Source organism: Laceyella sediminis, assembly GCF_003003125.1.
GTDB classification, from domain to species: Bacteria; Bacillota; Bacilli; order Thermoactinomycetales; family Thermoactinomycetaceae; genus Laceyella; species Laceyella tengchongensis.
In genome coordinates, this window is the sequence record NZ_PVTZ01000018.1 from 1 (window position 1) to 24798 (window position 24798).

Here is a 24798-nt window from a genome sequence, read left to right on the forward strand (position 1 = left end):
TAGGGTCCGAAGACCCCCGCACGACTTGCATGTATTAGGCATGCCGCCAGCGTTCATCCTGAGCCAGGATCAAACTCTCCGTTAAAGGTTTCACACTAAAGTGCAAAACTGAGGTTTGAGTCTATGCTCAATGAATTGACAGGTCACGTTGTCACTCTTTAGTTTTCAAGGAACACTTCATTTTTAGTGTCGCTCTTGTAGCGACGTTTAACATCTTATCACGCTTCCTTCCACCTGTCAACAACTTTTATGGTCAATTTAAGTGAAAGGAACATGGAATTGTGTTGCGACAAGCAACGAAACTAACTATAACAAGAATCCTATTCCTTGTCAATGGCTTTTTCTTCTGTTGGCTTCTGTCTCTGCCGATGCCTTCATCTTCACTCTCCCAATTCTTAAGCAGACATTCCCACCATCCTTTCAATGCCGCGGCCAAACGCGCGCATCCATGCGTTTCTCGTCCGCTGGTTGAGTGTTGGTTGCTTTTCACTGCTGTCGAGATCGAGGTATGGGTATTTTCCCAACTCCCGCAACACCGCACCAAGGGCGCGATCCCCCCATCGTTCGGCCAATGATTTGTAAGCGAGATATGCACTGAGATAATACTGTTCTGCTTGATCCGACGGCAATTTTTCCAGCTTTGCCCGCTCTAGTTCGGCCAAGCTCATCCGCCGCTTTAATCGCTTCGTTTCATGGCCAACCATCAACCGAGGCAGCAAATGGGCTTCATAATACATCGCAGCTCCTTCCTGCAACCAATACGCTGCATTGTCATTAGACAATTCGCTCACCATCTGATGCGTCAGCTCGTGTACCAAACCAGCGGCCAACAACCGGTCTTCCCCCCAGCCGCCGATAAATTTGATCGCTTGATTGGCTTCATGCCAACCACCAGCCCATTCCGGCAACGACGGTTTGACAAATTGGCGGAACACCTCCGGGCGGTGATACAATTTCACCTCAATCCCTTTGGTCGTCCACCCCATACGCCCATGTAGCCCTTCATAGGCTTGTTGCAAAGTGTTGATGGCCAATGTCGCTTCCCGCTCGAGGACAGGGTCGCTATAATACACGCTGATTCGCTCATTCTTCAACACAGAAAAAGCCAGATCAGCATCCTTCCAACCATCCCCCCTTTTTTTCAGTGACAGCGGATAGCTGAAAGAAACGGCCTTTTTGCCCATCCGGTAGGATTGTTTTACTTGGACGACGGCGGTTCCCCGGCCAACGGCCTTCACTTTGAGCAGTTGCAATCGAAATGATCCTGGTTCGATCACACGCACCGCATCTTGAAACCACCGCTTCTGTTCATGGAGATATGTTTTGTTCTCCCCATCCAATGTCGCTCGGTACATAAGCCAATTTTTTTCTTTGAGTGCCTGCTCCTTTTGTGCGAACAATTGCCGGATCTCTCCGATCTCCTTTGCCATCCCCGATACAGATCGTTCAGCTGCTTCCGCACCCTGTGCGCACCAACCAACAAGTAGCGCGATCCCTACACACAATCCTATCCATAACACCTTGCGTCGCATTCTAGCCCACCTCCATCTTTATCTATAAGATGGCAATTCTACGCTGGTTTTAACCCTACTTTCGCACACTGGCCGACTTGGTTTTGACAACTCCTTCTATTCCAAAGTGGACTATCCGTAAAGATGACGGATAGATGGTGTGTCTCCACGTCCAACTAATTCGCAGACAAAAAAACCCTGCGCTTCGTCACGTTGACGTACGCAGGGCTTTATGCGTCTTTCGCACCTTCCGGTCGGAGCTCATTCAGACACTCCCCAGAAACATGAATCGCAAGATGAAAATAACCCCCAACACATACACGACGGGGTGGACGTGTTTGCCTTCTCCTGCCACGACCTTGCACAATGGATACAGGATAAAGCCAGCGGCAATGCCAGTCGCGATGCTGAAACTGAGTGGCATCATGATCAAAGTGATAAAGGCTGGAATCGCTTCAGACAAGGAGTCCCACTCAATCTTGCTCAAGTTGCCGGCCATCAGCACACCCACGATGATCAACGCCGGTGACGTGATCGCGGCCACTGAAGCGAGCGTCTGTACGATCGGGAAAAAAAACAGCGCCGCCGCAAAACAAAGCGCGGTCGTGACTGAGGTCATGCCCGTCCGTCCTCCCGAAGCCACTCCCGCTGATGACTCAATGTACGAAGTGACTGTAGACGTACCAAACAACGCCCCCAACACCGTCGCAATCGAGTCGGTGATCAAGGCCCGTCCGGCGCGCGGCAGTTTGTTGTCTTTCATCAGCCCGGCCTGGCTAGCCACTCCCACCAGCGTGCCAGCATTGTCAAAAAGATCAACAAACAAGAAAGCAAACACGATCGTGACAAAGCCCAATTCCAAAGCACCCATTACATCCAATTTCAAGAAAGTAGGTGCCATGCTGGGCGGCATTGCAAACAGCTTGTCCGGTACCTTGATCAATCCCGTCATCATGCCGACTACAGCCGTGGCCAGCATCCCGATGAAAATGGCTCCCTTTACCCGGCGCACCATCATCACAGATGTGATCAGCAAACCGAACAGTGTTAACAAAATCTCTGGTTTTTTAGTCAAGTCGGGGTTGATCATTACATAAGTCGCTTCCGCGGGAAGAATGATTTGAGCATTTTTGAGACCGATAAAAGCGATAAAAAGTCCAATACCTGACGACACGGCATATTTCAACCCGGTCGGAATGGCATTAATAATCAGTTCCCTGATTTTGGTGACTGTCAACACAAAAAACACAGTGCCAGACAAAAACACGGCGCCCAGCGCTTGCGTCCATGGCACATTCATCCCGAGTACGACAGCGAACGCAAAATAAGAAATCAACCCAATCCCCGGGGCCAGGGCAATGGGATAATTCGCCACGACGCCCATCAGGAAGGTACCGATACACGCGGACAAACCTGTGGCCACAAAAACCGCGCCCAGATCCATCCCGGTCTTGCCAAGGATTGATGGCGCCACCAACAAGATGTACGCCATCGTGAAAAAAGTAGTAACCCCGGCAAGGATCTCTGTCCGCAAGTTGGTTTGGTGTCCAGCAAAGTCAAAGTAACGGGCCAACCCTGTTGCAAACTTGGACATGTGAGATCACCTGATTCTCTGTTATTCCCATTCAATGGTTGAAGGCGGCTTAGAAGTCACGTCATAAACGACACGGTTTACGCCATCCACTTCATTGACAATGCGGGTGGAAATTTTCTCAAGGACATCATAAGGGATACGAGCCCAATCCGCGGTCATGCCGTCGATCGAGGTCACTGCACGGATACCTACCGTATAAGCGTAAGTGCGCACGTCTCCCATCACGCCCACGCTTTTGAAGTCAGGTAGTGCCGTGAAGTATTGCCAAATCTCACGGTCGAGTCCGGCTTTTTTGATCTCTTCGCGCAGGATCGCATCCGACTCGCGCACGATCTCCAACTTGGCTTCCGTCACTTCACCGATAACGCGAATCGCCAGTCCTGGACCTGGGAAAGGCTGACGCCACACGATGTCCGCAGGCAAGCCTAACTCTTCACCCACTTTGCGGACTTCATCTTTGAACAAGGTGTTGAGCGGTTCTACCAACTGCATTTTCATATCCTCTGGCAGCCCACCTACATTGTGGTGGGACTTAATCGTGTGCGCGGTGGCAGTACCCGATTCAATGATGTCAGTGTACAACGTACCTTGACCCAAGAATTCATGATCGCCAAATTTAGCCGACTCTTCTTCAAATACCCGGATAAATTCAACACCGATGATTTTCCGTTTTTGTTCCGGGTCGGAAACACCAGCCAGCTTGGACAAGAAACGCTCACGGGCGTCGATTTTAACCAAGTTCATTTTGAAGTTTTTGCCGAAGGTTTCAACCACGCTCTCCGCTTCGCCTTTACGCAAGAGGCCATGATCGACAAACATGCAAGTGAGTTGATCTCCTACCGCTTTGTGAATCAGCGCCGCAACGACAGACGAGTCAACGCCTCCGCTCAACGCGCACAACACTTTTTTGTCGCCAACTTGCTCGCGAATCGCTCTCACGCTGTCTTCGATGAATGTTCCCATGCTCCAATCACCTGAGCATCCGCACACATCGTACAAGAAGTGCTTGATCATTTCATTCCCGTTCACTGAGTGTTGCACTTCAGGGTGGAATTGCACTGCGTAGATGTTCTCAGCTGGATTGCTCATCGCGGCGACCGGTGCAGAATGCGTTTTCCCATCCACTTGGAAGTTGGCCGGTGGCTCCACAACCACATCGCTGTGGCTCATCCACACCGTTTGTTTTGTATCCAAGCCTTTAAACAAGGCGCTATCGGACACAATCTCCATCTCCGCTTTGCCGTACTCGCGCTTGCTGGCGCGGGATACGTTCGCACCAAAATGGTGGGCGATCATTTGCATGCCGTAGCAAATTCCGAATACGGGAATCCCCAAATTAAAAATCTCCGGGTCGCACTTTGGTGAATTCTCGTCATACACACTGTTTGGGCCACCTGAGAAAACAATGCCTTTTGGATTGATTTGTTTCAACTCGGCCGCGGTGGTCGTGGGTGGCAACAATTCACTGAACACACCCAAATCGCGGATGCGGCGGGCGATCAATTGGTTATACTGCCCTCCGAAATCGAGCACAACAACGCGTTCTAATGGCTTCTCCATCATATAACCCCTCTTTTGTCATGAAACTTTAGGTAGGTACAAAAAAACCCGGGTAACCCACACCGCCGCTCCCGGCGATATGGACCCCGGTCCCCCGATTCCTTCGTCATGAAGAAAATATAAGGCTTCCCGGCGCCCCATCAACCGTAGTCCAGCTATTTTCGGTAGCCGGGTAGAGACGTTCAGGCCTTATTCCTAAACATATACGGGTGGGCGAACAACTAAATTTCATCATATCAAGCCGTCCATAGGCGGTCAAGATCGCATCCGTCCACCCATGATTTTCCACAATGTTCGCCAACGCAACACCATCGCCTTTCCTTCTTCGTTTGCCCCATATCTCCGTTGTTCATACCAACGAATGAACGAGGCAATCTCTCGATCTGTCTGGTCAGGGGTGAATTGAATCCGCCGGAACCAGCAACCAAGTGAACGGGCCAACGCTTTGACCAACATCGTTTTGCCCACGCCCGGCACATCTTCAAGCAAGACATGCCCCTTGGCCAACGGGGCGGCCATGCTGAGCCCAATCACTTCCCGTTTGCCTACCATCACTTTTTCTATATTTTCAATCAATTGATTTACCTGTGAATGTCCTTCATCCCAAACAAAGCCACTCGTCTCTTCTGTTGTCATCGATTCCCTCCATTTTCGATATTTGAAACCAACTTTCAGTTGGTGCTAGCACACGCAGGGCGATCCGCATGTCCATCTGTATCAAAAAGACTCTTAAACAAAATCATAATATTATTATATACAAACCTGATCCGCTCTCGATACGGTTCCCTTCACCTGCTAGAACATATTACTAAGTGAATAGGGCACGCCTGGTAACTAGGGCGTGTCTGATGAATAGGCCAGCGGCTCCAAAACCATTTTCTCATTCGCTTCACGCGTGGCGAGGCACTCCTCGAGAAAAGGTTTTTCCGCCGCTTCTTCCCCACCAACTTGATTTGCGAGACACACCCTAGACAAGTGGCTCCAAAACCGTTTTCTCATTTGCTTCACTCGGGTATTTCCCACCCCCTTGCTTGCCAGTCACACTCGTAGCCGTGCCCTGTTGAAAGAAGGAAAATTTTATGTTTCACGGAATGGAATAAAGGTAATATAATGTAGAAAGATAAGTTAATACATATTCAAAAGGCGGGGATGATGGAATGTCGTTTTTATTTCAACCTTTTACTCAAAAGGAAGTCACTTTGCCCAACCGTGTTGTTTGTTCCCCCATGTGCATGTACTCCGCTGGAGACGACGGAAAGGTAACTGACTGGCACATTGTCCATTATGGCACAAGAGCGGCCGGAAAAGTGGGATTGCTGATGGTAGAGGCAACCGCGGTGGAACCCCGGGGCCGCATCAGCATGAATGATTTGGGGTTGTGGTCTGATGAGCAGATGGAAGGATTAAAACGGATTGTTTCGTTTGCCCATTCTCAAGGTAGCAAAACGGCTATCCAATTGGCCCATGCCGGCCGGAAAGCGAACGTGGATGAACCGATCATCGCCCCCAGTGCGATTCCGTTTAGTGAAGGAGACAAAACACCGCTGGAGATGGGAAAAGAGGAAATCGCCCAAGTGATTGAAGCGTTCGCCCAAGCGGCGCGACGCGCTTCAGAGATCGGCTTTGACATCATTGAGATCCATGCCGCCCATGGCTATTTGCTCAATCAATTTTTGTCGCCACTGTCCAACAAAAGAACCGATGAGTACGGGGGCGACCTGAATGGCAGAGCACGACTGCTCAAAGAGGTCATCCAAGCCGTCAAAGCGGAATGGGGAACCTCTCGTCCCCTTTATGTACGCATTTCTGCTGTGGACTATCACCCTGATGGCATCCAATTGGCGGACAGTGTCGCGCTGGCACGGATGATGAAAGCGTGGGGTGTTGATCTGGTGGATGTCTCCTCTGGCGGCACGACCCCTCAACCACCGGATCGCATCTTCCCTGGATATCAAGTCTCTTACGCCGAAACAATCAAGCGCGAAGCCGGGATTTCCACCGGGGCTGTCGGCCTGATCACCACCCCAGAACAAGCAGAAGAGATTATTGCCAATGGCCGGGCCGATCTTGTCTTTTTGGCTCGGGTTCTGTTGCGTGACCCCTATTGGACCATTCATGCCGCCAAAAAACTCGGCGTAGAATATTTGGGTCCTAAACAATACAAACGTGGATTTTAACCGCAAACCGCCCAAGAACCAAGCTATTGGTTCCTGGGCGGTTTGCAGTAGGAGGGGGCATTCTTCTCAACCACCCGAAGCTACCAGCAACGCAATAGACACGAACCTCCCCCATCATATAGAAGTCAACTTCTGCGGTGGATCAGCCGGTTCCACATGCACATGAACATGGGCAATTTGCTCAAAACCGATCAACGCCTCCTCCACCTCTTCCGTCAAACGGTGGCTTTCCTCAACTGATAAATGGGCATCCACGCCCACAGTCAACTCCACAAACACATGCATGCCTTGATGGCGTGCACGTAACGCTTTAACCTCGCGAATGCCCGCGATTTGAACAACCCGTGCTTGAATTCGCTCTGTTTTTTCCGCGTCAAACCCATCCATCAACATATCAATCGCCGGCTTCCCCACTTGGTATCCCGTGCGCAAGATCAACAGGCCCACTGCAAACGCGGCCAATGGGTCCATCCACATCCATCCTAAGTTGGCGCCGATGATCCCCACCGCCGCCCCCAAACTGACTAATGCATCTGAACGGTTGTCGTGGGCAGCTGCTTGCAGTGCTTCGCTGTTCGTTTTCTTGCTTAACGCGAAGTTGACGCTGGATACAAGCAACATGACCACGGCCGAGATCAGCGATACGGCAAGTGCGGCGTTGCCAATCTGCCCCGAGCGCGGGTGCAACACTGCCTCAACCGCACCAATCCACACTTCCAAGGCCACCAGCACCATGCATGATGCCGCCACCAATGTGGCTACCGTCTCAGCTTTGCTATGGCCAAATGGATGATTGCTATCCGCTGGTTGGACGGCCACCCGCAACCCAATCAGAATCGCCACCGACAACAATATGTCCGAAACATTATTCAATCCGTCAGCGAACACCGCTTGGGAATGTTCCGTCACGCCGACCCAACACTTGACCGCACTTAAGATGAGGTAGGAAAAAATGCTGAGCCAGGCTCCTTTTTGCGCTTCTGCCGCTTGCTTGGCCTCAGGTAGCTTTACCATTTTTGTCCCCCTTCCTTCTTCAACCCACTATATGATAAGGAAGGGGTCCCTTCTTAGTCTAGAGAAACGTTTTTTACCCCATTTAGAAAAGCTGACAACTCCCATTAATGTTGGCTCCGGGCAACAATTCACCCAGCTGTCCCACCCTTTTTTTTGCGAACTCCCTATAATAGAAAGAATAAGATAACAATGTTATCATGAAGAAAGACAGATGATGATTGAACCGAGATAGGTGGGTTAAATCCATGTGGAAAAAAGAACTGGTAGAAGAAGCATGTCGTAGGTTTAAGGGAACACCCGAAACAATCAAGCCGCTCGGGGGCTTTTATAACAACGTGTTTGAGTACGAACGGGATGGTGAGGCGTGTGTACTCAAGCTGATGCCCATCGCCACCAAAGATAAAAGTCAACTTCACTCAGAGTTAAAATGGGTGAATTTTTTGCGTTCGCATGGCATCGCTATCCCTAAGCAAATCTTATCGACGCGCGGTCAATCGATTGAAACCATTATCGAGCTTCCCATCCCATGTTGCGCGATCTCTTTCAGCAAAGGGGAAGGGAAACTGTTGGAAGCCTCCCGCCTCAATGATTGGAGCCCCAATCTGTTGCGCCGGATGGGCCAAGTGATGGGCAAGATGCATTCCCTTTCTCAACGCTTCTTGCAAAAAGAACAGGCCACTACTTTTGAGGAATGGGACGAAGGTGAGATATATCATAGAGATTGGTCCTTCATCGACCGTCCGGTCGCTGACCGCTGGTCATCGATGATGCAAAGGGTACACCAATTCTCCAAAACAAGCAGATCCTATGGGTTGATCAATAATGATTTCCATCATAACAGCATCTTGATCAGCAATACAGGCAATCCGATCGTGGTTGATTTCAACCGTGTCAAATATCACTGGTTTACATACGATATCGCCATTGTGCTATTCCACGCCTTAGAAACGATCCCGGAATCAGACCATGACGCTTTCAAGCAACTGTTCACCCATGAGTTCATGTCGGGCTACTTCCTCGAAAACATCTTGGAAGACGATTGGCGCCAGCAATTGGACTTCTTCGTGGAATTCCGGCTGTACTTTGTCTACTTGCACCGGATGATTCACTTGCACCGTGATGCGGACGCACAAGAACAGGAAACGCGAATCAAAGAATACAAAGAGCGGATGGACCGCCTCGCGTATCCCACCATGTGATTACCCAGCGATGCGAGAAAAAACGCTGTCAGGTAAACACCTGACAGCGTTTTTGCATGCCCTCCAGCATAAAAAAACCGCCGGCTTTGGCCGGCAGTGTTAGCGAATTTATGAGATATATGGTTTGGGGTTGACAGCCTGTCCGTTTTTATGCACTTCAAAGTGCAAGTGAGGTCCTGAGGAACGGCCGGCATTACCCACCGCCCCGATCACTTGGCCCCGGGCGACCCGTTGCCCCGTGCTCACTTTCACTTGATAGCTGTACATGTGGGCGTATAACGTCTCCAATCCATTATTATGGCGCACAATGATATACCAGCCATATCCGCCCGCATCATATCGCACCGACTTCACCACGCCGTCTTCTGCCGCATAAATCGGCGTGCCGATCGGCCGAGGAATATCTACACCAGCATGAATGTGGCTACCGCGGTTTTGCCCGTAGTTCCAGAAGGTCATGCCCCGTGAGGATGGATATCCCAAGACACCGCCCCCGACAAAGCTGAATTCTCCCATCAACTTCTGCTCTTGCTTTTCGAGTTCCTTCAACTCGGCTTTGTACTTGGACATCTCCTTCATCATTTTCTCGACGCGTTGCTTTGATTCTTTGAGAAGCTTTTCTTGCTCCTCCTTGGCTTTGACGACTTTGGCTTTATCTTCTTCATATTTTTTCATCAAATCATTATAATGCTGAAAGTCGTTCATATCTTGATTGACGATGATGCGGATCAATTGGAATCGATTCAAAAAGTCGGCAAATGACTCCGCTGCCAACATGTGGGCTAAGTATTCGTTTTCGCCTTGCAAATAGAGGCGTTGCAATTTCTTGCGTAATTTCTGTTCAACCGCCTTCTTCTCTTTTTCATTGGCGGCCAGGTTTTTGTTCAATGCATCTATTTGTTGCAGATAGGCTGAAAGCTTTTCATCTACTTTCGACACATCTTTTTTATGCTGTTCCAGTTTAGCTTCTACTTCCTTCAAACTCGCCTTCGTTTCCTTCGCTTCGTTTTTCACATCTTCCAGTTTCTTTTTCGTGTCTGACTGCGTGGGGGCCGCCAATGCTGGACTGCCGTGCATTCCCCAAGACGACACCACAAGCGCCAGAGTGATGAAACCGATAGGCAGGATTCTTCTCATCATCTTCTCCTTCCGTCATGTGATTCTATTAGCATTTTAACAAAATGCGTAAGGGCCGTCTCATTCTTTCATTCGATACAAATTTCATTTTTATGACTTTGTATCATGGCAGGGCACTGATGACACCTGCTCAAATCCCTCTTGTCACAACGGTTGCCCGCTTCATTTGTCCATTTATTGAAATCACGAAAAAACGAGCCAAAAAAGCCCCCACCAGTCAACCGACTGCTAGAGGCTAACTTTCAGAGGATGATTATGGCGCCATCTGTTTAAGTCCCACTTATTGCCGAGCCAAAGCATTGAAGCAGGTCTTTTCTTTCTTACCGTGCAGCAAAAAGTAAAGGCCGGAAGAAGCCAAAACGACAACGCCTAGGATGATATATAGCGAGCGATAGCTGATCATGGGAATGAAGAGTCCCAATAGATAAGGGCCAAATCCTAGCCCGGCATCAAGAAAGATAAAGAAGGTCGACGTTGCCAGCCCCATGCGTTCAGGAGGCGTCAACTTTACAGCGATCGCCTGAGTGCATGACTGCATATTCCCAAATCCAAGTCCTACCAGTGCACCCCCCAACAACAAAGTAAAACTGCTATGGGCTAAACCTAAAAGCAACATGCCAGTTGCAAAGAGAATAAAAGCCGGGTACATGACATAGTTGGCTCCTTTCACGTCCATTAACCGACCCGTAAATGGGCGTGAAATCAATACAGCGATAGAATAGACAAGAAAGAAGAAACTAGCTGCACTAACTAGGTCCATTTCAATGGCATAGAAGTTAATAAACGAAAGAACACTGGAGTAACAAAAGGCAATGACTAGTGTAACCCATGATATGGGAACCGCCTTCGGTTCAATAAATTGAAAGGGTTTGAACTCTGTCATCTCAGCCTTTTTTGTGGCACTTTCTAATGCCGGGGCATGTACAAAAAATGCCGTGAGCAAACTGATGATGCCTAGAGCCAGGCAGAGACTAAAGATCATTTGCGCGCTTGCATGCTGATTCATATACAGTCCAATAAACGGCCCGATCGCTGTGGCCAATGTCGTGCTCATGCTGTAATAACCGACGCCTTCTCCTTTTCGCGTAGCGGGGATGATTTGAGCCACAATCGTTCCGGTTGCCGTGCTTGCGATGCCTAATGCAATCCCATGCACGAAACGAGTGATAATAAGAAAGGTGATACCCAGATGGATGAAATATAACGATATCGTTAAAATATAGAGACCCAATCCAATAAACAACGTTCTTTTGTAGCCAATTGAATCAATTTTACGACCAATAAAAAGACGCCCAATTAGCGTCCCTACAATAAAAATCCCTGTAACCAGACCGGCCTGGCTTGCAGTGGCATGATATTCATCTACCGCATAAACACCTATAATTACGACTAGCAAATAAAAAACCAGCGTCAGCAAAAAGTTGATGCTAGACACAATGATAAAATTATTTGTCCACAATTTCGCTTTGCTCAATGTTGCTCCCCTCTCGTTTCATGATGTTCGCCTGCACTTTGGGCAATGTTTGAAACATAATTATTTGATCTTCTTTATCGATCCCTTCCATTACGCGATGTTCCAATTCCGTTATTTTTTTTCTGCATTCTTTGTAAATCTCTTCTCCTAATTCGGTTAACTGAATGATCTTTTCCCGCCTGTCTTTGCCTGGAATTTGCTTCACTATTTTCAGCTCTTCCAAACGTTGAACTCTCCTCGTAATGGTTGGCTTTTCAACTTGATATTGATTTGAAATATCTACAAGCGTCGATGGTCCATGGTTTTTTATATAAAAAATCACTTGCCATAAAGAATAAGAAAGCTGATAAGTGCTCATTAATTCATTCAGCCTAGTGATAAGCGGCCGATACAGCCTTAAATATCGTTGAAAAAACCCCTCCACTGTTGGTGCTCCCTCCTATGGAGAAATGGTTAACATAGGAAACTATTACCCAAGGTAACTATATGCCGTTTTGAAAAAAATGTCAAGCACCTCCCTTTAACGATCCATATAAAAGAGAAGGCCTTCCACCAGTTTTACACTGATGAAAGACCTTCATTGTTGGGGTGGTTATTGTGAATAAAGTGATCATTGTTTGCTGATGATGAGCAACATGAACCTTTATTCTACTATCCCCCATGCCGAAAGGCTTTATGATGCTTATTACATCATGCCGCCCATTCCGCCCATGCCATTCATGTCTGGAGCTTGAGCTTTGTTTTCTTCCGGTTTGTCAGCAACAACCGCTTCGGTGGTCAGGAACATAGCTGCTACGGAAGCTGCGTTTTGCAGTGCGGAGCGGGTTACTTTGGCTGGGTCTACAACACCCACTTGGATCATGTTTACCCATTCGCCGGTGAGTGCGTTGAAACCAATGCCCACTTCTTCTTTTTTGAGGCGCTCTACAATGACGGAACCTTCCAGTCCGGAGTTGTGAGCGATTTGACGTACTGGCTCTTCCAGAGCGCGTTTGATGATGCTTACACCCGTTTTTTCGTCGCCAACCGGCAAGCTTTCTTCGAGGTCTTCTACCGCACGGATGACATTCACCAACGCGGTACCGCCACCAGATACGATGCCTTCTTCTACTGCCGCACGAGTAGCGTTCAACGCGTCTTCAATGCGCAGTTTTTTCTCTTTCAATTCGGTTTCGGTAGCTGCACCAACTTTGATCACTGCTACGCCACCAGCCAATTTAGCCAGACGCTCTTGCAGTTTTTCTTTGTCGAACTCGGAAGTGGTTTCTTCCAGTTGTTGACGGATTTGTTTGATGCGCGCTTGGATGTCGGATTGCTCGCCAAAACCATCCACCACGATGGTGTTTTCTTTGTTTACGCGAACTTGACGTGCGCGACCGAGGGATTCGATACCCGTGGATTTGAGATCCAATCCCAAGTCTTCGGTGATCACTTGACCGCCGGTCAGGATCGCAATATCTTCGAGCATCGCTTTGCGGCGATCGCCGAAGCCTGGTGCTTTAACGGCAACAGCGGTGAAGGTACCACGCAGTTTGTTCACTACGAGAGTCGCCAATGCTTCGCCTTCTACATCTTCAGCGATGATCAACAGCGGACGGCCTTGTTGTACGACTTTCTCCAATACTGGCAGCACGTCTTGGATGTTGCTGATCTTCTTGTCGGTGATCAAGATGTACGGCTCATCCAACACTGCTTCCATTTTGTCGGTGTCAGTGATCATGTATGGAGAGATGTAACCGCGGTCAAATTGCATCCCTTCCACAACTTCCAGCTCAGTGTTGAATCCTTTGGACTCTTCCACGGTGATAACGCCGTCATTGCCCACTCTTTCCATCGCTTCGGCAATCAATGCACCCGTCTCTTCGTCGTTAGCAGAGATGGCAGCTACTTGTGCGATGGAATCTTTGCCTTCGATCGGTTTTGCAATCTTTTTGATTTCGGTCACAGCAGCACTTACTGCTTTTTCAATCCCTTTGCGCAGAACCATTGGGTTAGCGCCAGCAGCCACGTTTTTGAGGCCTTCGCGAATGATCGCTTGTGCCAACACAGTTGCGGTGGTGGTACCGTCCCCAGCCACGTCGTTGGTTTTGGTTGCAACTTCTTTAACCAGTTGCGCACCCATGTTTTCGAATGGGTCTTCCAATTCGATTTCTTTCGCGATGGTCACACCGTCATTGGTGATGAGCGGAGAACCGAATTTTCTCTCCAATACCACATTGCGACCTTTTGGGCCGATGGTTACTTTTACTGCGTTAGCCAGAGCATCTACCCCGCGCAGCATCGCGCGACGCGCGTCTTCACTGAATTTGATATCTTTCGCCATAATCTTCCGTCCCCTTTCGTATGTAGGGTATTTAATTTATGTTAAAGCAACGCTCAGATGTCCTTCATTACTCCACAACAGCGAGAATGTCGCTTTCACGAAGGATGAGATATTCTTTCTCACCATACTTCACTTCGGTGCCGGCATATTTGGAGAAGATGACGAGGTCGCCTTCTTTAACCTCCAATGCGATGCGGTTCCCTTTCTCATCCACGCGGCCTGCGCCTACTGCCACGATCCGCCCTTCTTGTGGCTTTTCTTTGGCGGTTTCTGGCAATACGATTCCGCTAGCGGTTTTTTCTTCTTTCTCAACTGCTTCTAAAACGACACGATCACCCAATGGTTTGATCATCGTAATAACCCTCCTTCGTATGAGGTGGTATGAAATAGTTTCATGTTGTTAGCACTCGACCTCGATGAGTGCTAACATCAATTATAATGATATTCATCTCGATTTCATTTTTCAAGTATCCACCACAAAAAAAATCAAATAAATATTGTTCCTTCCTCACGCATATCAAGCGCTGGCCGGGTCTGGTATCCCCCTCATTATTCGCCGAGTTGCCTGCTTGCCGCATGGTGACCCTAATATAAAACACTGGCCGCCCATCCTCTCCATATAGGCAACCGGTGTTTGCCGCTTCCCTCACTCTTGTCCGCGCTCCGGCGGCTCAAAATGATCGTCGAACGCGTTTTGATCCGTCAAATCGCCCATGTCCGCCATCTCTGGCGCCATATGATTCGGCTGCCTTGTTGCGGACGGCTGGGCCTCTGATTTTGACTTCCGCTTCATGAACTTCGTTAAGTCAATGTACTGTCCCATCTGCGTTTTGGTTTGCGACGCCAAATTAGACATGGTGACGGCCATCCCCTGTCCCTGCGCTCTGTTCCACAGCCTGCGGAGGGAAGGTGCCAACAACCACGCCAGCGCGCCGATCACCACCAACCACAGCAAAGCACAACTAGAGCTACGGTCTCTTCTCCAATAGTCCATGCTCTTACCTCCAACATGAGAAATCTTTCTCATGGTGAAGTGTGCCCCAACCGATGAAGGTTATGTAAAAAAAACGCCGTTTGAGCGGGCCACTTTAGGTAGCCCGCCAACAATGGCGTTTTACACAGCGTTATCGTCCGCCTCTTCCCGCTCCATCTTTCTCACCAAGCCAGCTGATAGCCAAATCCCCACCTCATACAAAACGATCAAGGGGATGGCCACAAGGATGTTGCTTAAAAAATCGGGCGGCGTGATCACCGCTGCGATCACCACCATGATGAAATAAGCGTATCTTCTCATCTTAGCCAACAACTGCGGCGTGATGATCCGGATGCGGGTCAAAAACAGAATGATGATCGGCAGTTCGAAAAAGATACCCAGCGGCAAAATCACCCCAAATAGAAAATTGAAGGTTTCTTTGGCCGCCAAGAGTGTGCCGAGTCCCATCAGCTGGTTAATGTTCTTCAGAAAATCAATCAAATAAGGGATGATGACAAAATAACCAAATGCGATGCCAAGCAGGAACAACCCGACCGACACGGGGATGTACAACAAAGCTGCCCGCTGTTCGCGGGGGTTCAGGCCCGGTTGGACGAATCTCCATGCATGGTACATGAGAAAAGGCAACGTCACGATGAACGCCATGATGAAGGAAATATTCATATAGATTCTCATGCCGTCTTGTAGTCCCATCGTGTTAATGGCCTGTTTTGGGAACAAGTCGCTCACTATGTAGCGGAAAATCGGCATGGAATAAAACAGGCTGATCACCAGCGCTATCACAAAAAACACCAAACACCATATGATCCTGCGCCGCAACTCCCCCAAATGATCAGACAGCGGCTGCAACTCGTCATTCTTCATTTCAAGACGACTCCCTTGACATTAAATTACGGGTTACTCCTTTTCATCAGACACCTCAACGTTCTCGTCATCCGGAAAGTTTTTCAGGAAATAAATCAAGGTTTGCAACTCAATCGTCAAATCGATATTGTGAATCCGGACAGTGGGCGGGGCCGTCAACCGAGCCGGCGTAAAGTTGAGAATGCCGCGAATGCCCGCTTCAAACAAGAAGTCCGCCGTCGCTTGGGCCACATTGACGGGTACCGTCAAAATCGCCACTTCCACATGATGCAAGGCGATCACTTCTTTGAGCCGATCCATCGAGTAGACGGGGATGCCATCGATGTCTGTACCCACTTTGCGCGGGTCCTGATCAAACCCGGCCACAAGTTTGGTATTGTGACTACGGTAAAAATTATACCGCAACAAGGCCGTCCCCAGGTTGCCCACGCCGATCAAAACAACGTTGGTCACCTCGTCCTGCTTCAGAAAGTCGCGCAAAAACTGGAGCAAATAAGTCACATTATAGCCATATCCTTTTTTCCCTAGTTCACCAAGATATGAAAAGTCGCGGCGAATCGTCGCTGGATCGATCTGTAGCGCATCACTCAAATCGGATGAAGAGACGCGCTGCTTACCGATCGCGTGTAATTTCTCCAAGTAACGGTAATACAAAGGCAAACGTTTGGCTGTCACCTGAGGGATCTTTTGTTCAGCCATGTTGTTTCCCCACACCTCCAGATTTGTGAATTTCCGAACAAGAAATGTGCATGTCCAATATAACACAATCACTCATGGCATACATGGGCCCCGTTTATTCATTTTCGCCATTTTGGCGGGGCTTTCCATCCACAACGGATCAGGCCCGCGCAAATGACATCCCCCTCCCGGAACTGATCAGCAGGTGCAATGGTTGATCATGAGGTTCAGGATAAACGGTTGGCACAATCTGCTCTTCAAAAGCGACACCGATGCGCCAAGCCTTGGCTTGCCGCTCGAACAACCGATCATAATAACCCCCTCCATAACCCAGCCGATACCCGGCGAGATCAAAGGCGACTCCAGGCACAATCACCGCTTCCAGCCTTGTGTCTGCTACCTGCCGTTCCAAAATTGCCGGCGGCTCAAAAATGCCGTAAGCCCCTGCTACACACTCCTGCAAACTGCTGACTTCATACCAACTCATCCGGCGGGTTTCCCTGATCACTTTCGGCAAGGCCACTCGTTTGCCTTGCTGAAGCGCGGTTTCCATCGCCATCTGCACATCCACTTCATTTCGAAATGGCATGTAAAAACCAATCATGGTAGACTGTTGAAACACGGGATGATCGATCAAACGCTGGCAGATGCGTTCTGAACTTTCTTTCATATATTCGGGAGCAAGCTGGTTCCTGCGCTCCAGTTGTCGCTTGCGCAACGTTTCTTTGTTGGACATGAGAGCTTCATCCTTCAATTTTATGTTAATCCTCATTATTTTACCAGAAAACATTTTTTCTTGTTATCTGACGCTCCCACTTCCGCCAGCGAGCTCGTTTGCTCTCGTTCCGCGTCTTTATTACACTGGGAAGTGAATGAATGAACGAGGTGACATCATGCTATTGCAAGCAAAACATATTCATAAATCTTACGGCGGAACCACGGTGCTCGAGGATGTCCACATACAGGTGAACGAGCATGAACGGATTGGGCTGATCGGACCCAACGGCGCGGGCAAATCCACTTTGCTCAAAATCATCATCGGTGAAACCGCCCCCGATCACGGGGAAATCCAGGTGTCCAAAAAAACGCGCTTGGGCTATCTTGCGCAAAACACCGGCTTCTCCTCAGAGGAAACCATCTGGAACGAGCTTTTATCCGTCTTTGCCGATCTGTTGGATCTGGAGAAGCAAATGCGCGCCCTCGAACACGAAATGGGCCTAGAACAGGTTTACTCCGACGCTGGCCTTTACCAAAAAATCACCGAACGTTACACCAAATTACAAGAAACCTTTGAAGAGAAAGGCGGTTATGCGTTTGAAGCCCGCATTCGTGGAGCCTTGCACGGATTGGGATTGGGTGATTTCGATTGGAAGCGAACTCAGGTCAATGAACTGAGCGGAGGGCAAAAAACCCGCTTGGCTCTGGCTAAAATGTTGTTGGAAGAACCAGATCTGTTGATTTTGGACGAGCCGACCAACTACCTGGATATGCAGGCAGTCACTTGGCTGGAACAAACATTGAGCAACTATAGCGGTTCGCTCCTCATCGTCTCACACGACCGGTATTTCCTCGACCGGTTGGTCACTGTGATCTATGAGCTGGAACATCACCACCTCACCCGCTATGTCGGCAATTACACCAAGTACGTACAATTAAAAGAGGAAAAACGGTTGCAAGATCTCAAACGGTATGAAAGTCAACAAGCCGAGATTAAAAAGATGGAGGAGTTTATCCAAAAGAATATCGCCCGCGCCTCCACCACCAAGCGGGCGCAAAGCCGACGCAAAGCGTTGGAAAAGATCGAACGGCTCGAGCGACCCGCAGACCAGCGCCGAGAAGCAGCCATCCGCTTTGAAACCGCCGTGACAAGCGGCAAGGAAGTCCTAGCGGCCACCGATTTGGCCATCGGCTACGACCAACCGCTAATGAGCGGGCTTTCTTTCCAGATCGAGCGCGGTGAGCACATCGCCTTGCTCGGACCCAACGGAATGGGCAAATCCACCCTCTTGAAAACGATCGCAGGCAAGCTTCAACCCCTTGCGGGCAACCTGAAATGGGGCGTACAAGTGGAGTTGGATTATTATGATCAGGAACAGAAAGAGTTGCACCCCGACAAGCAAGTAATTGACGAGCTGTGGGATGATTACCCCAACTTGGATCAGACCACCATCCGCTCTTATCTAGGGCAATTTCTGTTCAGCGGTGATGATGTGTTTAAACCAGTGGGCGCGTTAAGCGGCGGCGAAAAAGCCCGTCTTTCCCTATGCAAACGCCTTTTAAACCAAGCCAATTTCCTGCTGATGGACGAGCCGACCAACCACTTGGACATGGTAAGCAAAGAACGGTTAGAAGAAGCGTTGGAAGATTATCCGGGCACCCTGTTGTTCGTCTCCCACGACCGGTACTTCATCAATCGCCTAGCGACGAGGATCTGGGAATTGACCCCAGACGGGATGAAAGATTATGTGGGAGACTATGAACGCTATCTTGAAAAAAAGGCGTTAGAAGCATTAGAGAAAAAAGAACAGCCTGCCACCAAAGCGGATGACGATGCAAAGGCCAAACAAGCGGAGGCTTACCGCCAACGCGAGAAAGAAGAAAAACGCCAACGGAAGAAACGGCAACAAATGATCGACCAGTTGGAGAAAGAGATCGCACAACTGGAAAACAGAATCGCCGCCATTCACAACGAGCTGTGCAAGCCGGAAGTGTTCAGCGATCCGGAGCAGAGCGCCTCTTTACAAAATGAATTGCGTTCGCTGGAAGCGGACTTGGAACAAAAGACCGATGAATGGGCGGAATGGGCGGAGTAATCGCCAATTCCCGATTGATAGGAGCGGGTGTCAAAGTGACATCCGCTCCATTGTTTATAACCCTACATGCACCCGGAGTAAACGCAGAAATTGCCTTTGTCTCCGCAGGCATCGTTGCGCTTCGTCCAAGGTGACGGCTTGAAAGCGCAAACGGTCACCCGGTAACGCTTGGGCAATCTGAGGGAGATCGACAGTGCTCACCGTAGCGATCTGTGCATATCCCCCCGTGGTTTGCCGTTCGGCCAATAAAAGGATGGGCTGACCGTCGGCGGGCACTTGAATGGAACCGCAGGTCACCGCGCCAGACAAGATGTCTGCGCCTTTCACATGGGTCAAGGGAACACCGTCCAACTTAACCCCCATCCGATTCATTTGTGGCGTCACCGTATAGGGGGTATTGAAAAATGCCTCCAAGGCCTCCGTTGTGAATGCATCTTGATGCGGGCCTAGGATAACCCTGATCGGAGCGCCTTGCCGGTAAACAGGCCGGCACGAAGGGGGCAACAGGCGTCCTTCTGTGGCCACCTGGCCACGGGAAGAGCCGATTGGCAATCGATCGCCCCGGCGCAGAGGGCGTCCCCGCCATCCCCCCATTCCGGCGGTGAGATAAGTGGATCGGCTGCCCAATAGGCTTGGCACATCCACTCCCCCAGCCACTGACAAATATGCGCGCGCACCAAAGGGTTTCCCCCGCACTGTTAACTGCTCTCCCTTGCGCCACCACAAACTCTTCCACAACGGCACTGGCTTACCCGCGAGTCGCGCCCCTAGATCAGCACCAGTGATAGCGATCAAAAGATCGGTTTCCGCCTCAAGCACCGGGCCTTGTAGCGTCACTTCCAATCCCGCCGCTTCCGGTGGGTTCCCGACCAGAATATTCCCTAGCTGAAGAGCCACCGCATCTAGCGCCCCGCCGACACTCACCCCAAACCGCTGAAATCCTGGGCGTCCAAGGTCTTGCACCGTTGTCAGCAACCCGGGGGACAGCACGCGGATCATCGGACTTCCCCCACCGGCTTGACAATGATGCCCTCCGCTTGCAACCGTCGGCGCAACGCCTGGGCCAATGCGGGCGCGTGTGGATGATCCCCATGCAAGCAAACCGTGTCCGCGTTGATCGGGTGTTTGCCGCCATCTAGCGTCTCCACCACCCCTTCCTTTATCATGGTGAGAACCTGTGCCACGGCTTCCGCAGGGTCAGTGATCACCGCCTGCGGATTGGTGCGGGGCGTCAATTTCCCATCGGCTTGGTAAGTGCGGTCGGCAAACACTTCTTCGGCAACAGTCAGCCCTTGCTCCCGTCCAGCTTTCGCCAACAAGCCCCCTGCCAAAGCATACAAGACCAGAGTAGGATCAATGTCAACAACCGCCTGCGCCAATGCCTCCGCCAATGCTGGATCTCGCTCCGCCATGTTGTACAGTGCTCCATGCGGCTTCACATGATGCAAACGAACCTGATGCGCGCGAGTGAATGCCAATAACGCGCCCACTTGGTACACAGTCATGTGATAGACATCCGAAGCACTCACATTCATCTCCCGCCGCCCAAAACCAAGCAAGTCAGGCAACCCTGGATGCGCCCCCACCGCCACTTTGTGCGTTTTGGCTAGCACAACTGCCCGCCCCATGACTTGCGGATCACCTGCATGGTATCCACAGGCAATATTGGCAGACGTGACCCACGACAACAAAGCCTCATCCTCCCCCAGCCGATACCGTCCAAAACCCTCTCCCAAGTCAACATTTATATCAATGCTCCCCTTCACCGGACATCCCCCCTCCATGCTCCCAAGTCACCTTTACCGGCGGGTTCCCAGTTTGGCTAGCCGCTTGAAGCGCACAGAATTCCTCCAGCCCACAAGGTCGGAAGCGGAGGTAGTCCCCCATGTTCAGCAGACTGGGAGCGGCACTGTTCGGTTGAAAAAGCGGCAAGGGGGTCCGACCGATGATTCGCCAACCCCCGGGAGTCGCCAGCGGATAAATCCCGGTCTGCCTTCCAGCGATTCCGACCGCTCCCGCCTCGATGCGGGGTCTGGGCGTAGCCAACCGCGGTGTAGCAATGCGGGCAGACATGCCTCCCAAGTATGCAAATCCCGGTACAAACCCGATCATCTGCACCCAATAGGTTGGCGCCGTGTGGAGCCGGATCACCTCGTCCTCACTCAGGTGATTCAACCTGGCCACATCAGCCAGATCCGGCCCCCATTCTCCGCCATAAGCTACAGGAATCTCCACCACCCGCCGGGCAACCTTCTCCTTGTCAGGACGCCACTTAACAGCCTGACGCCTCATCCATCTCTCCACCGCCTTGGCTGAGGTGCGCACAGGATCATACACCACCGCTACCCCGGCAAAACCGGGAATCCATTCCACGATCCCCGGAGGTCTCTGCCGCTCCAACATTTCGCACAGGAAGACCAGTTGCTCATGGTGTTGGCGGGCGCCTTCCCCATCCAGCTCAAATAGCAACCCTTGATCACCCAGCAAGCGCACATGCATCATGGATGTCTCCTATTCCAAATCATTGTTATATTCTTTCTATTTATAATACACTAACTTACTTGACAAATGAATCATTCAGCTCAAAGAACTTCCAACAGGTCATGCGAGCGAAATTTCCGCAATCATTCACAAGTTATTCACAACTTAATCACAAGAAGTGCGCAAACGACTGGTTATCCACAAATTCATCCACAATTTATACACAAAAAGAGTTACCGCCCTCCCCAGCAGTAACTCTTCTCATCCCTTACCTTGCGTTTATTTTATTAATGGCAAATTGGCATCCGCATTAAGCTCCAAATCAGCTAGTTCGCCGTCCAAAAACTGATATGTTCCCGCCACGGCAATCATCGCCGCGTTGTCCGTGCACAACTCCAACGGCGGGATCGCCAGCCGGATGCCCTCTTCTTTGCATCGTTCTAAAAGGCGAATGCGCAAGGCGCTGTTCGCCGACACCCCACCAGCCAACACCAGTTGATCTACGCCGGTTTCCTTTACGGCGCGAATCGATTTCTCCACCAACACGTCTAGCGCCGCCTCCTGAAAACTGGCCGCCAAATCAACATACCGAATCTCTTCTCCGCGTTGGCTAGCATTGTGCATCAAATTCATCACCGCCGATTTCAACCCGCTGAAGCTAAAATCAAACGACCCCGGCTCCAGCCAAGCCCGCGGCAAATCGTAGGTGGGCTCCCCTTGCGCCGCTAATCGGTCAATCTGCGGGCCTCCCGGATACGGCAACTTCATGAGGCGAGCCACTTTGTCAAAAGCTTCCCCAACGGCGTCATCTCGGGTTTTGCCCAGACGGCGGAAATGGTTGTGACGATCCATGTGGATCAGTTCCGTATGCCCGCCCGATACAACAAGGGCAACCAGCGGAAAGGTGAGTGGTTCCACCAAATGGTTGGCGTAAATGTGCCCTGCAATGTGGTGAACCGGCACCAGTGGCTTCCCAGTAGCATACGCTAGGGCTTTGGCCGCAGTCACACCGATGAGCAAAGCACCCACCAATCCGGGGCCCTGCGTCACCGCAATCGCATCAATTTCCTCCATCTTCACCTTCGCCTCTTCCAAGGCCTTCTGAATGATCAAGGTGATGCGCTCAACATGCCGACGCGAAGCCACTTCCGGCACGACCCCGCCAAATTTCTTGTGTACATCCATCTGCGACGAAATCACATTGGACAGGCATTCGGTTCCTCCGCGAACCACCGCAGCCGATGTTTCGTCACAGCTCGTTTCAATTCCCAATATGAGAAGTTGGTTGTTCATCTTGTTCATGCAATGTCACCCACATGATTATGGCATCTTCTTTATTATCGGTGTAATACGCTTTTCTCACTCCTGAGCGGACAAAACCCAACTGTTCATACAGCGCCTGGGCTACATGGTTGGAAACCCGCACTTCCAATGTCATGGAAGTGGCCCCCAGCTCCCGCGCCAACTGCATCACATGAAGCAACAGTCGTTTTCCCAATCCCTGCCCACGGTAATCTGGATGGATGGCCACATTGGTGATGTGCGCTTCATCCAAAATCAGCCAAAACCCGCAATAACCCACAATCTCCCCGGCGACACACACCACCGTGTAGTGGGCGAACTGGTTGAGCACCAGCTCATTATAAAATGCTTTTCTGGGCCAAGGGGTGGGAAAGGAGAGGCTTTCCACTTCAGCGATGCGCGTCAAATCCAACAACTCCATCGGCCGGAAAGTGACGGCCTCCTCACGTTTCTCACTCATTCGACTCTGCCTTTCCCCTCTTTTTCAACCAATTAGCTTCCGCTTCGGTGATTTGCAAATAATTCGGCGTAAAATCGGCGTGCTCTGGCGGTTGGTGCGCCTTCCACTTCTGGCCGCACAGCCACGCCAATTGCGCAGCACGCGGAATGTGATCCGCAGCATTGCCCCACACGGCTCGGTCACCCAGTGCCTCTTGGATGCTTTCACGAAACTTGGTCACGTCATCCCCCAAAAACAGAACCGGTTCTTCTCGCTCCCGCAACCATTCCAGCAACGCGCTCACTTCCATCACTTGCTGGGGCAAAACTTCGGTCGGCACTCCCCGTTGCCCACGGTACACGCCCGTGTATGCCCGTTGCCTCCGCGCATCAAACATCGGCACCACCAGACCGGGGTAGTTCAATCCATTCATCGCTAGCACCGTCAAGCTCGATTCGCTGTACAGCGGCAACTGGCGAACCCAAGCCATCGTCTTCGCCGTCGTCACGCCTATGCGAATTCCCGTATAGGAGCCTGGTCCGGCGGTGACCGCCAACGCACCAACCTCCTCAATCGACAGCTCCAGATCGGCAAGCAACCGATCCACCGCAGGCATCAAGCGCACCGAATGGTTCTTATGCAGATTGGTCATCACTTCGCCCAACACCCGATCCGATTCCGCGTCGTAAACGGCCACACCCAACACCAACGTGGATGTGTCCATCGCCAATAACTTCATTCAACACCCAACTCCTTACAAACCGATTCCCACCGCGCATGGCTGGAGTAGCAAGCAATTTCCCTCGATCCATCGCCACGCACGGAGAAGTTGAGCCACAGCGTCTCTTCCGGCAACCAAGGCTCCACGCGTGAAGCCCATTCGACCACACACACGCCGTCGCCGTAAAAATAATCGTCCAGCCCTATTTCTTCCACGCCATCCAACCGGTACACATCCATATGATAAAGCGGAAGCGTGCCTTCATACTCTTTAATGATCGTGAAGGTGGGGCTGTCTACCTCTTCCTGTACAGCGAGTCCTTCGGCGATCCCTTTGGCAAACGCCGTTTTTCCAGCGCCCAAGTCCCCTTCCAAAGCCAAAACATCACCGGCGCGGAGCAATCCGGCCAGCCGAACCGCCAGCGCTCGGGTCATTTGTTCCGATTTCGTGGTCAGTACGCATACCTTTTCCATACGATCACCCAACTTCAGAAATTGGCTCTCCCAACCTTTCTATT

Annotated in this window: 23 protein-coding genes, 1 rRNA gene, 2 pseudogenes and 1 riboswitch; of the genes and pseudogenes, 3 read left to right on the plus strand and 23 right to left on the minus strand. The window is 50.6% G+C overall.

Features of this window, described 5'->3' with window-relative positions:
- From CLV36_RS15575 to CLV36_RS17475, 6 genes and pseudogenes are all read right to left on the minus strand, one after another.
- A 16S ribosomal RNA gene (locus tag CLV36_RS15575) occupies positions 1-85 on the minus strand; the annotation flags it as partial.
- Positions 86-395: 310 nt separating this feature from the next.
- Positions 396-1532 carry a hypothetical protein gene (locus CLV36_RS15580; RefSeq protein WP_102991392.1) on the minus strand — a complete coding sequence of 379 codons (1137 nt, stop codon included), beginning with the start codon at positions 1530-1532 and terminating at the stop codon, positions 396-398.
- Between the two features lie 244 nt (positions 1533-1776).
- Positions 1777-3105, minus strand: a complete 1329-nt coding sequence (locus CLV36_RS15585; RefSeq protein WP_102991391.1) for an NCS2 family permease — start codon at positions 3103-3105, stop codon at positions 1777-1779.
- A gap of 21 nt (positions 3106-3126) precedes the next feature.
- On the minus strand, positions 3127-4665 hold the full coding sequence (gene guaA / locus CLV36_RS15590) for a glutamine-hydrolyzing GMP synthase (RefSeq protein WP_102993740.1): 1539 nt from the start codon (positions 4663-4665) through the stop codon (positions 3127-3129).
- 127 nt (positions 4666-4792) lie between these two features.
- A riboswitch (purine riboswitch) is annotated at positions 4793-4894 on the minus strand.
- A gap of 113 nt (positions 4895-5007) precedes the next feature.
- Positions 5008-5217, minus strand: a pseudogene (locus tag CLV36_RS18065) (AAA family ATPase); the annotation flags it as partial.
- 282 nt (positions 5218-5499) lie between these two features.
- Positions 5500-5673 carry a hypothetical protein gene (locus CLV36_RS17475; protein ID WP_181353106.1) on the minus strand — a complete coding sequence of 58 codons (174 nt, stop codon included), beginning with the start codon at positions 5671-5673 and terminating at the stop codon, positions 5500-5502.
- A 149-nt stretch (positions 5674-5822) separates the two neighbouring features.
- Between CLV36_RS17475 and namA the strand changes: the two genes are divergently transcribed.
- Positions 5823-6842, plus strand: coding sequence for an NADPH dehydrogenase NamA (gene namA / locus CLV36_RS15600; protein ID WP_102991389.1), 1020 nt, complete (start codon positions 5823-5825; stop codon positions 6840-6842).
- Positions 6843-6956: 114 nt separating this feature from the next.
- Here the strand turns inward: namA and CLV36_RS15605 are convergent, their stop codons facing one another.
- Positions 6957-7856, minus strand: coding sequence for a cation diffusion facilitator family transporter (locus CLV36_RS15605; RefSeq protein ID WP_102991388.1), 900 nt, complete (start codon positions 7854-7856; stop codon positions 6957-6959).
- Between the two features lie 245 nt (positions 7857-8101).
- On the opposite strand from CLV36_RS15605, the pseudogene CLV36_RS15610 reads away from it, so the two are divergent.
- Positions 8102-8800, plus strand: a pseudogene (locus CLV36_RS15610) (phosphotransferase enzyme family protein); the annotation flags it as partial.
- A gap of 363 nt (positions 8801-9163) precedes the next feature.
- Here CLV36_RS15610 and CLV36_RS15615 read toward each other — a convergent pair.
- The 9 genes from CLV36_RS15615 to CLV36_RS15660 form a co-directional block, all read right to left on the minus strand.
- On the minus strand, positions 9164-10192 hold the full coding sequence (locus tag CLV36_RS15615) for a murein hydrolase activator EnvC family protein (protein WP_181353107.1): 1029 nt from the start codon (positions 10190-10192) through the stop codon (positions 9164-9166).
- A gap of 280 nt (positions 10193-10472) precedes the next feature.
- The gene (locus tag CLV36_RS15620) at positions 10473-11666 is read right to left on the minus strand and encodes an MFS transporter (protein ID WP_106343288.1); all 1194 of its coding nucleotides are present in this window, start codon (positions 11664-11666) and stop codon (positions 10473-10475) included.
- The gene (locus CLV36_RS15625; protein ID WP_154986548.1) at positions 11638-12024 is read right to left on the minus strand and encodes a MarR family winged helix-turn-helix transcriptional regulator; all 387 of its coding nucleotides are present in this window, start codon (positions 12022-12024) and stop codon (positions 11638-11640) included. Before CLV36_RS15625 ends, CLV36_RS15620 begins: the two co-directional genes overlap by 29 nt.
- Positions 12025-12351: 327 nt before the next feature.
- Positions 12352-13989, minus strand: a complete 1638-nt coding sequence (groL, locus tag CLV36_RS15630) for a chaperonin GroEL (RefSeq protein WP_106343289.1) — start codon at positions 13987-13989, stop codon at positions 12352-12354.
- Positions 13990-14056: 67 nt separating this feature from the next.
- Entirely contained in the window at positions 14057-14341 is a 285-nt protein-coding gene (gene groES / locus CLV36_RS15635; protein WP_022738634.1) for a co-chaperone GroES, read from the minus strand.
- A 294-nt stretch (positions 14342-14635) separates the two neighbouring features.
- A complete protein-coding gene (locus CLV36_RS15645) occupies positions 14636-14983 on the minus strand; it encodes a hypothetical protein (RefSeq protein WP_106343290.1) in 348 nt (115 codons plus the stop codon).
- A 120-nt stretch (positions 14984-15103) separates the two neighbouring features.
- On the minus strand, positions 15104-15847 hold the full coding sequence (gene tatC, locus CLV36_RS15650; RefSeq protein ID WP_106343291.1) for a twin-arginine translocase subunit TatC: 744 nt from the start codon (positions 15845-15847) through the stop codon (positions 15104-15106).
- Between the two features lie 33 nt (positions 15848-15880).
- Positions 15881-16546 carry a redox-sensing transcriptional repressor Rex gene (locus CLV36_RS15655; RefSeq protein ID WP_022738638.1) on the minus strand — a complete coding sequence of 222 codons (666 nt, stop codon included), beginning with the start codon at positions 16544-16546 and terminating at the stop codon, positions 15881-15883.
- Between the two features lie 139 nt (positions 16547-16685).
- The gene (locus CLV36_RS15660) at positions 16686-17261 is read right to left on the minus strand and encodes a 5-formyltetrahydrofolate cyclo-ligase (RefSeq protein WP_181353108.1); all 576 of its coding nucleotides are present in this window, start codon (positions 17259-17261) and stop codon (positions 16686-16688) included.
- A gap of 157 nt (positions 17262-17418) precedes the next feature.
- On the opposite strand from CLV36_RS15660, the gene CLV36_RS15665 reads away from it, so the two are divergent.
- On the plus strand, positions 17419-19338 hold the full coding sequence (locus tag CLV36_RS15665) for an ABC-F family ATP-binding cassette domain-containing protein (protein WP_245888391.1): 1920 nt from the start codon (positions 17419-17421) through the stop codon (positions 19336-19338).
- Positions 19339-19392: 54 nt separating this feature from the next.
- Here CLV36_RS15665 and CLV36_RS15670 read toward each other — a convergent pair whose 3' ends face one another.
- From CLV36_RS15670 to tsaE, 7 genes are all read right to left on the minus strand, one after another.
- Positions 19393-20337 (minus strand): 5-oxoprolinase subunit C family protein, encoded by a 945-nt coding sequence (locus tag CLV36_RS15670; RefSeq protein ID WP_106343293.1) that lies wholly within the window; start codon positions 20335-20337, stop codon positions 19393-19395.
- Positions 20334-21122, minus strand: a complete 789-nt coding sequence (locus tag CLV36_RS15675; RefSeq protein WP_106343294.1) for a LamB/YcsF family protein — start codon at positions 21120-21122, stop codon at positions 20334-20336. The genes CLV36_RS15670 and CLV36_RS15675 overlap by 4 nt, the downstream gene beginning before the upstream one ends.
- Positions 21088-21840: a 5-oxoprolinase subunit PxpB gene (gene pxpB, locus CLV36_RS15680; RefSeq protein ID WP_106343295.1), complete on the minus strand. Its 753-nt coding sequence runs from the start codon at positions 21838-21840 to the stop codon at positions 21088-21090. Before pxpB ends, CLV36_RS15675 begins: the two co-directional genes overlap by 35 nt.
- A gap of 258 nt (positions 21841-22098) precedes the next feature.
- Complete coding sequence (tsaD, locus tag CLV36_RS15685; protein ID WP_106343317.1) at positions 22099-23112, minus strand: tRNA (adenosine(37)-N6)-threonylcarbamoyltransferase complex transferase subunit TsaD; 1014 nt, start codon at positions 23110-23112, stop codon at positions 22099-22101.
- Complete coding sequence (gene rimI / locus CLV36_RS15690) at positions 23081-23581, minus strand: ribosomal protein S18-alanine N-acetyltransferase (protein ID WP_106343296.1); 501 nt, start codon at positions 23579-23581, stop codon at positions 23081-23083. The genes tsaD and rimI overlap by 32 nt, the downstream gene beginning before the upstream one ends.
- Positions 23574-24299: a tRNA (adenosine(37)-N6)-threonylcarbamoyltransferase complex dimerization subunit type 1 TsaB gene (gene tsaB / locus CLV36_RS15695; protein WP_106343297.1), complete on the minus strand. Its 726-nt coding sequence runs from the start codon at positions 24297-24299 to the stop codon at positions 23574-23576. The genes rimI and tsaB overlap by 8 nt, the downstream gene beginning before the upstream one ends.
- Entirely contained in the window at positions 24296-24754 is a 459-nt protein-coding gene (tsaE, locus tag CLV36_RS15700; RefSeq protein ID WP_102991373.1) for a tRNA (adenosine(37)-N6)-threonylcarbamoyltransferase complex ATPase subunit type 1 TsaE, read from the minus strand. Before tsaE ends, tsaB begins: the two co-directional genes overlap by 4 nt.
- Positions 24755-24798: the final 44 nt, after the last annotated feature.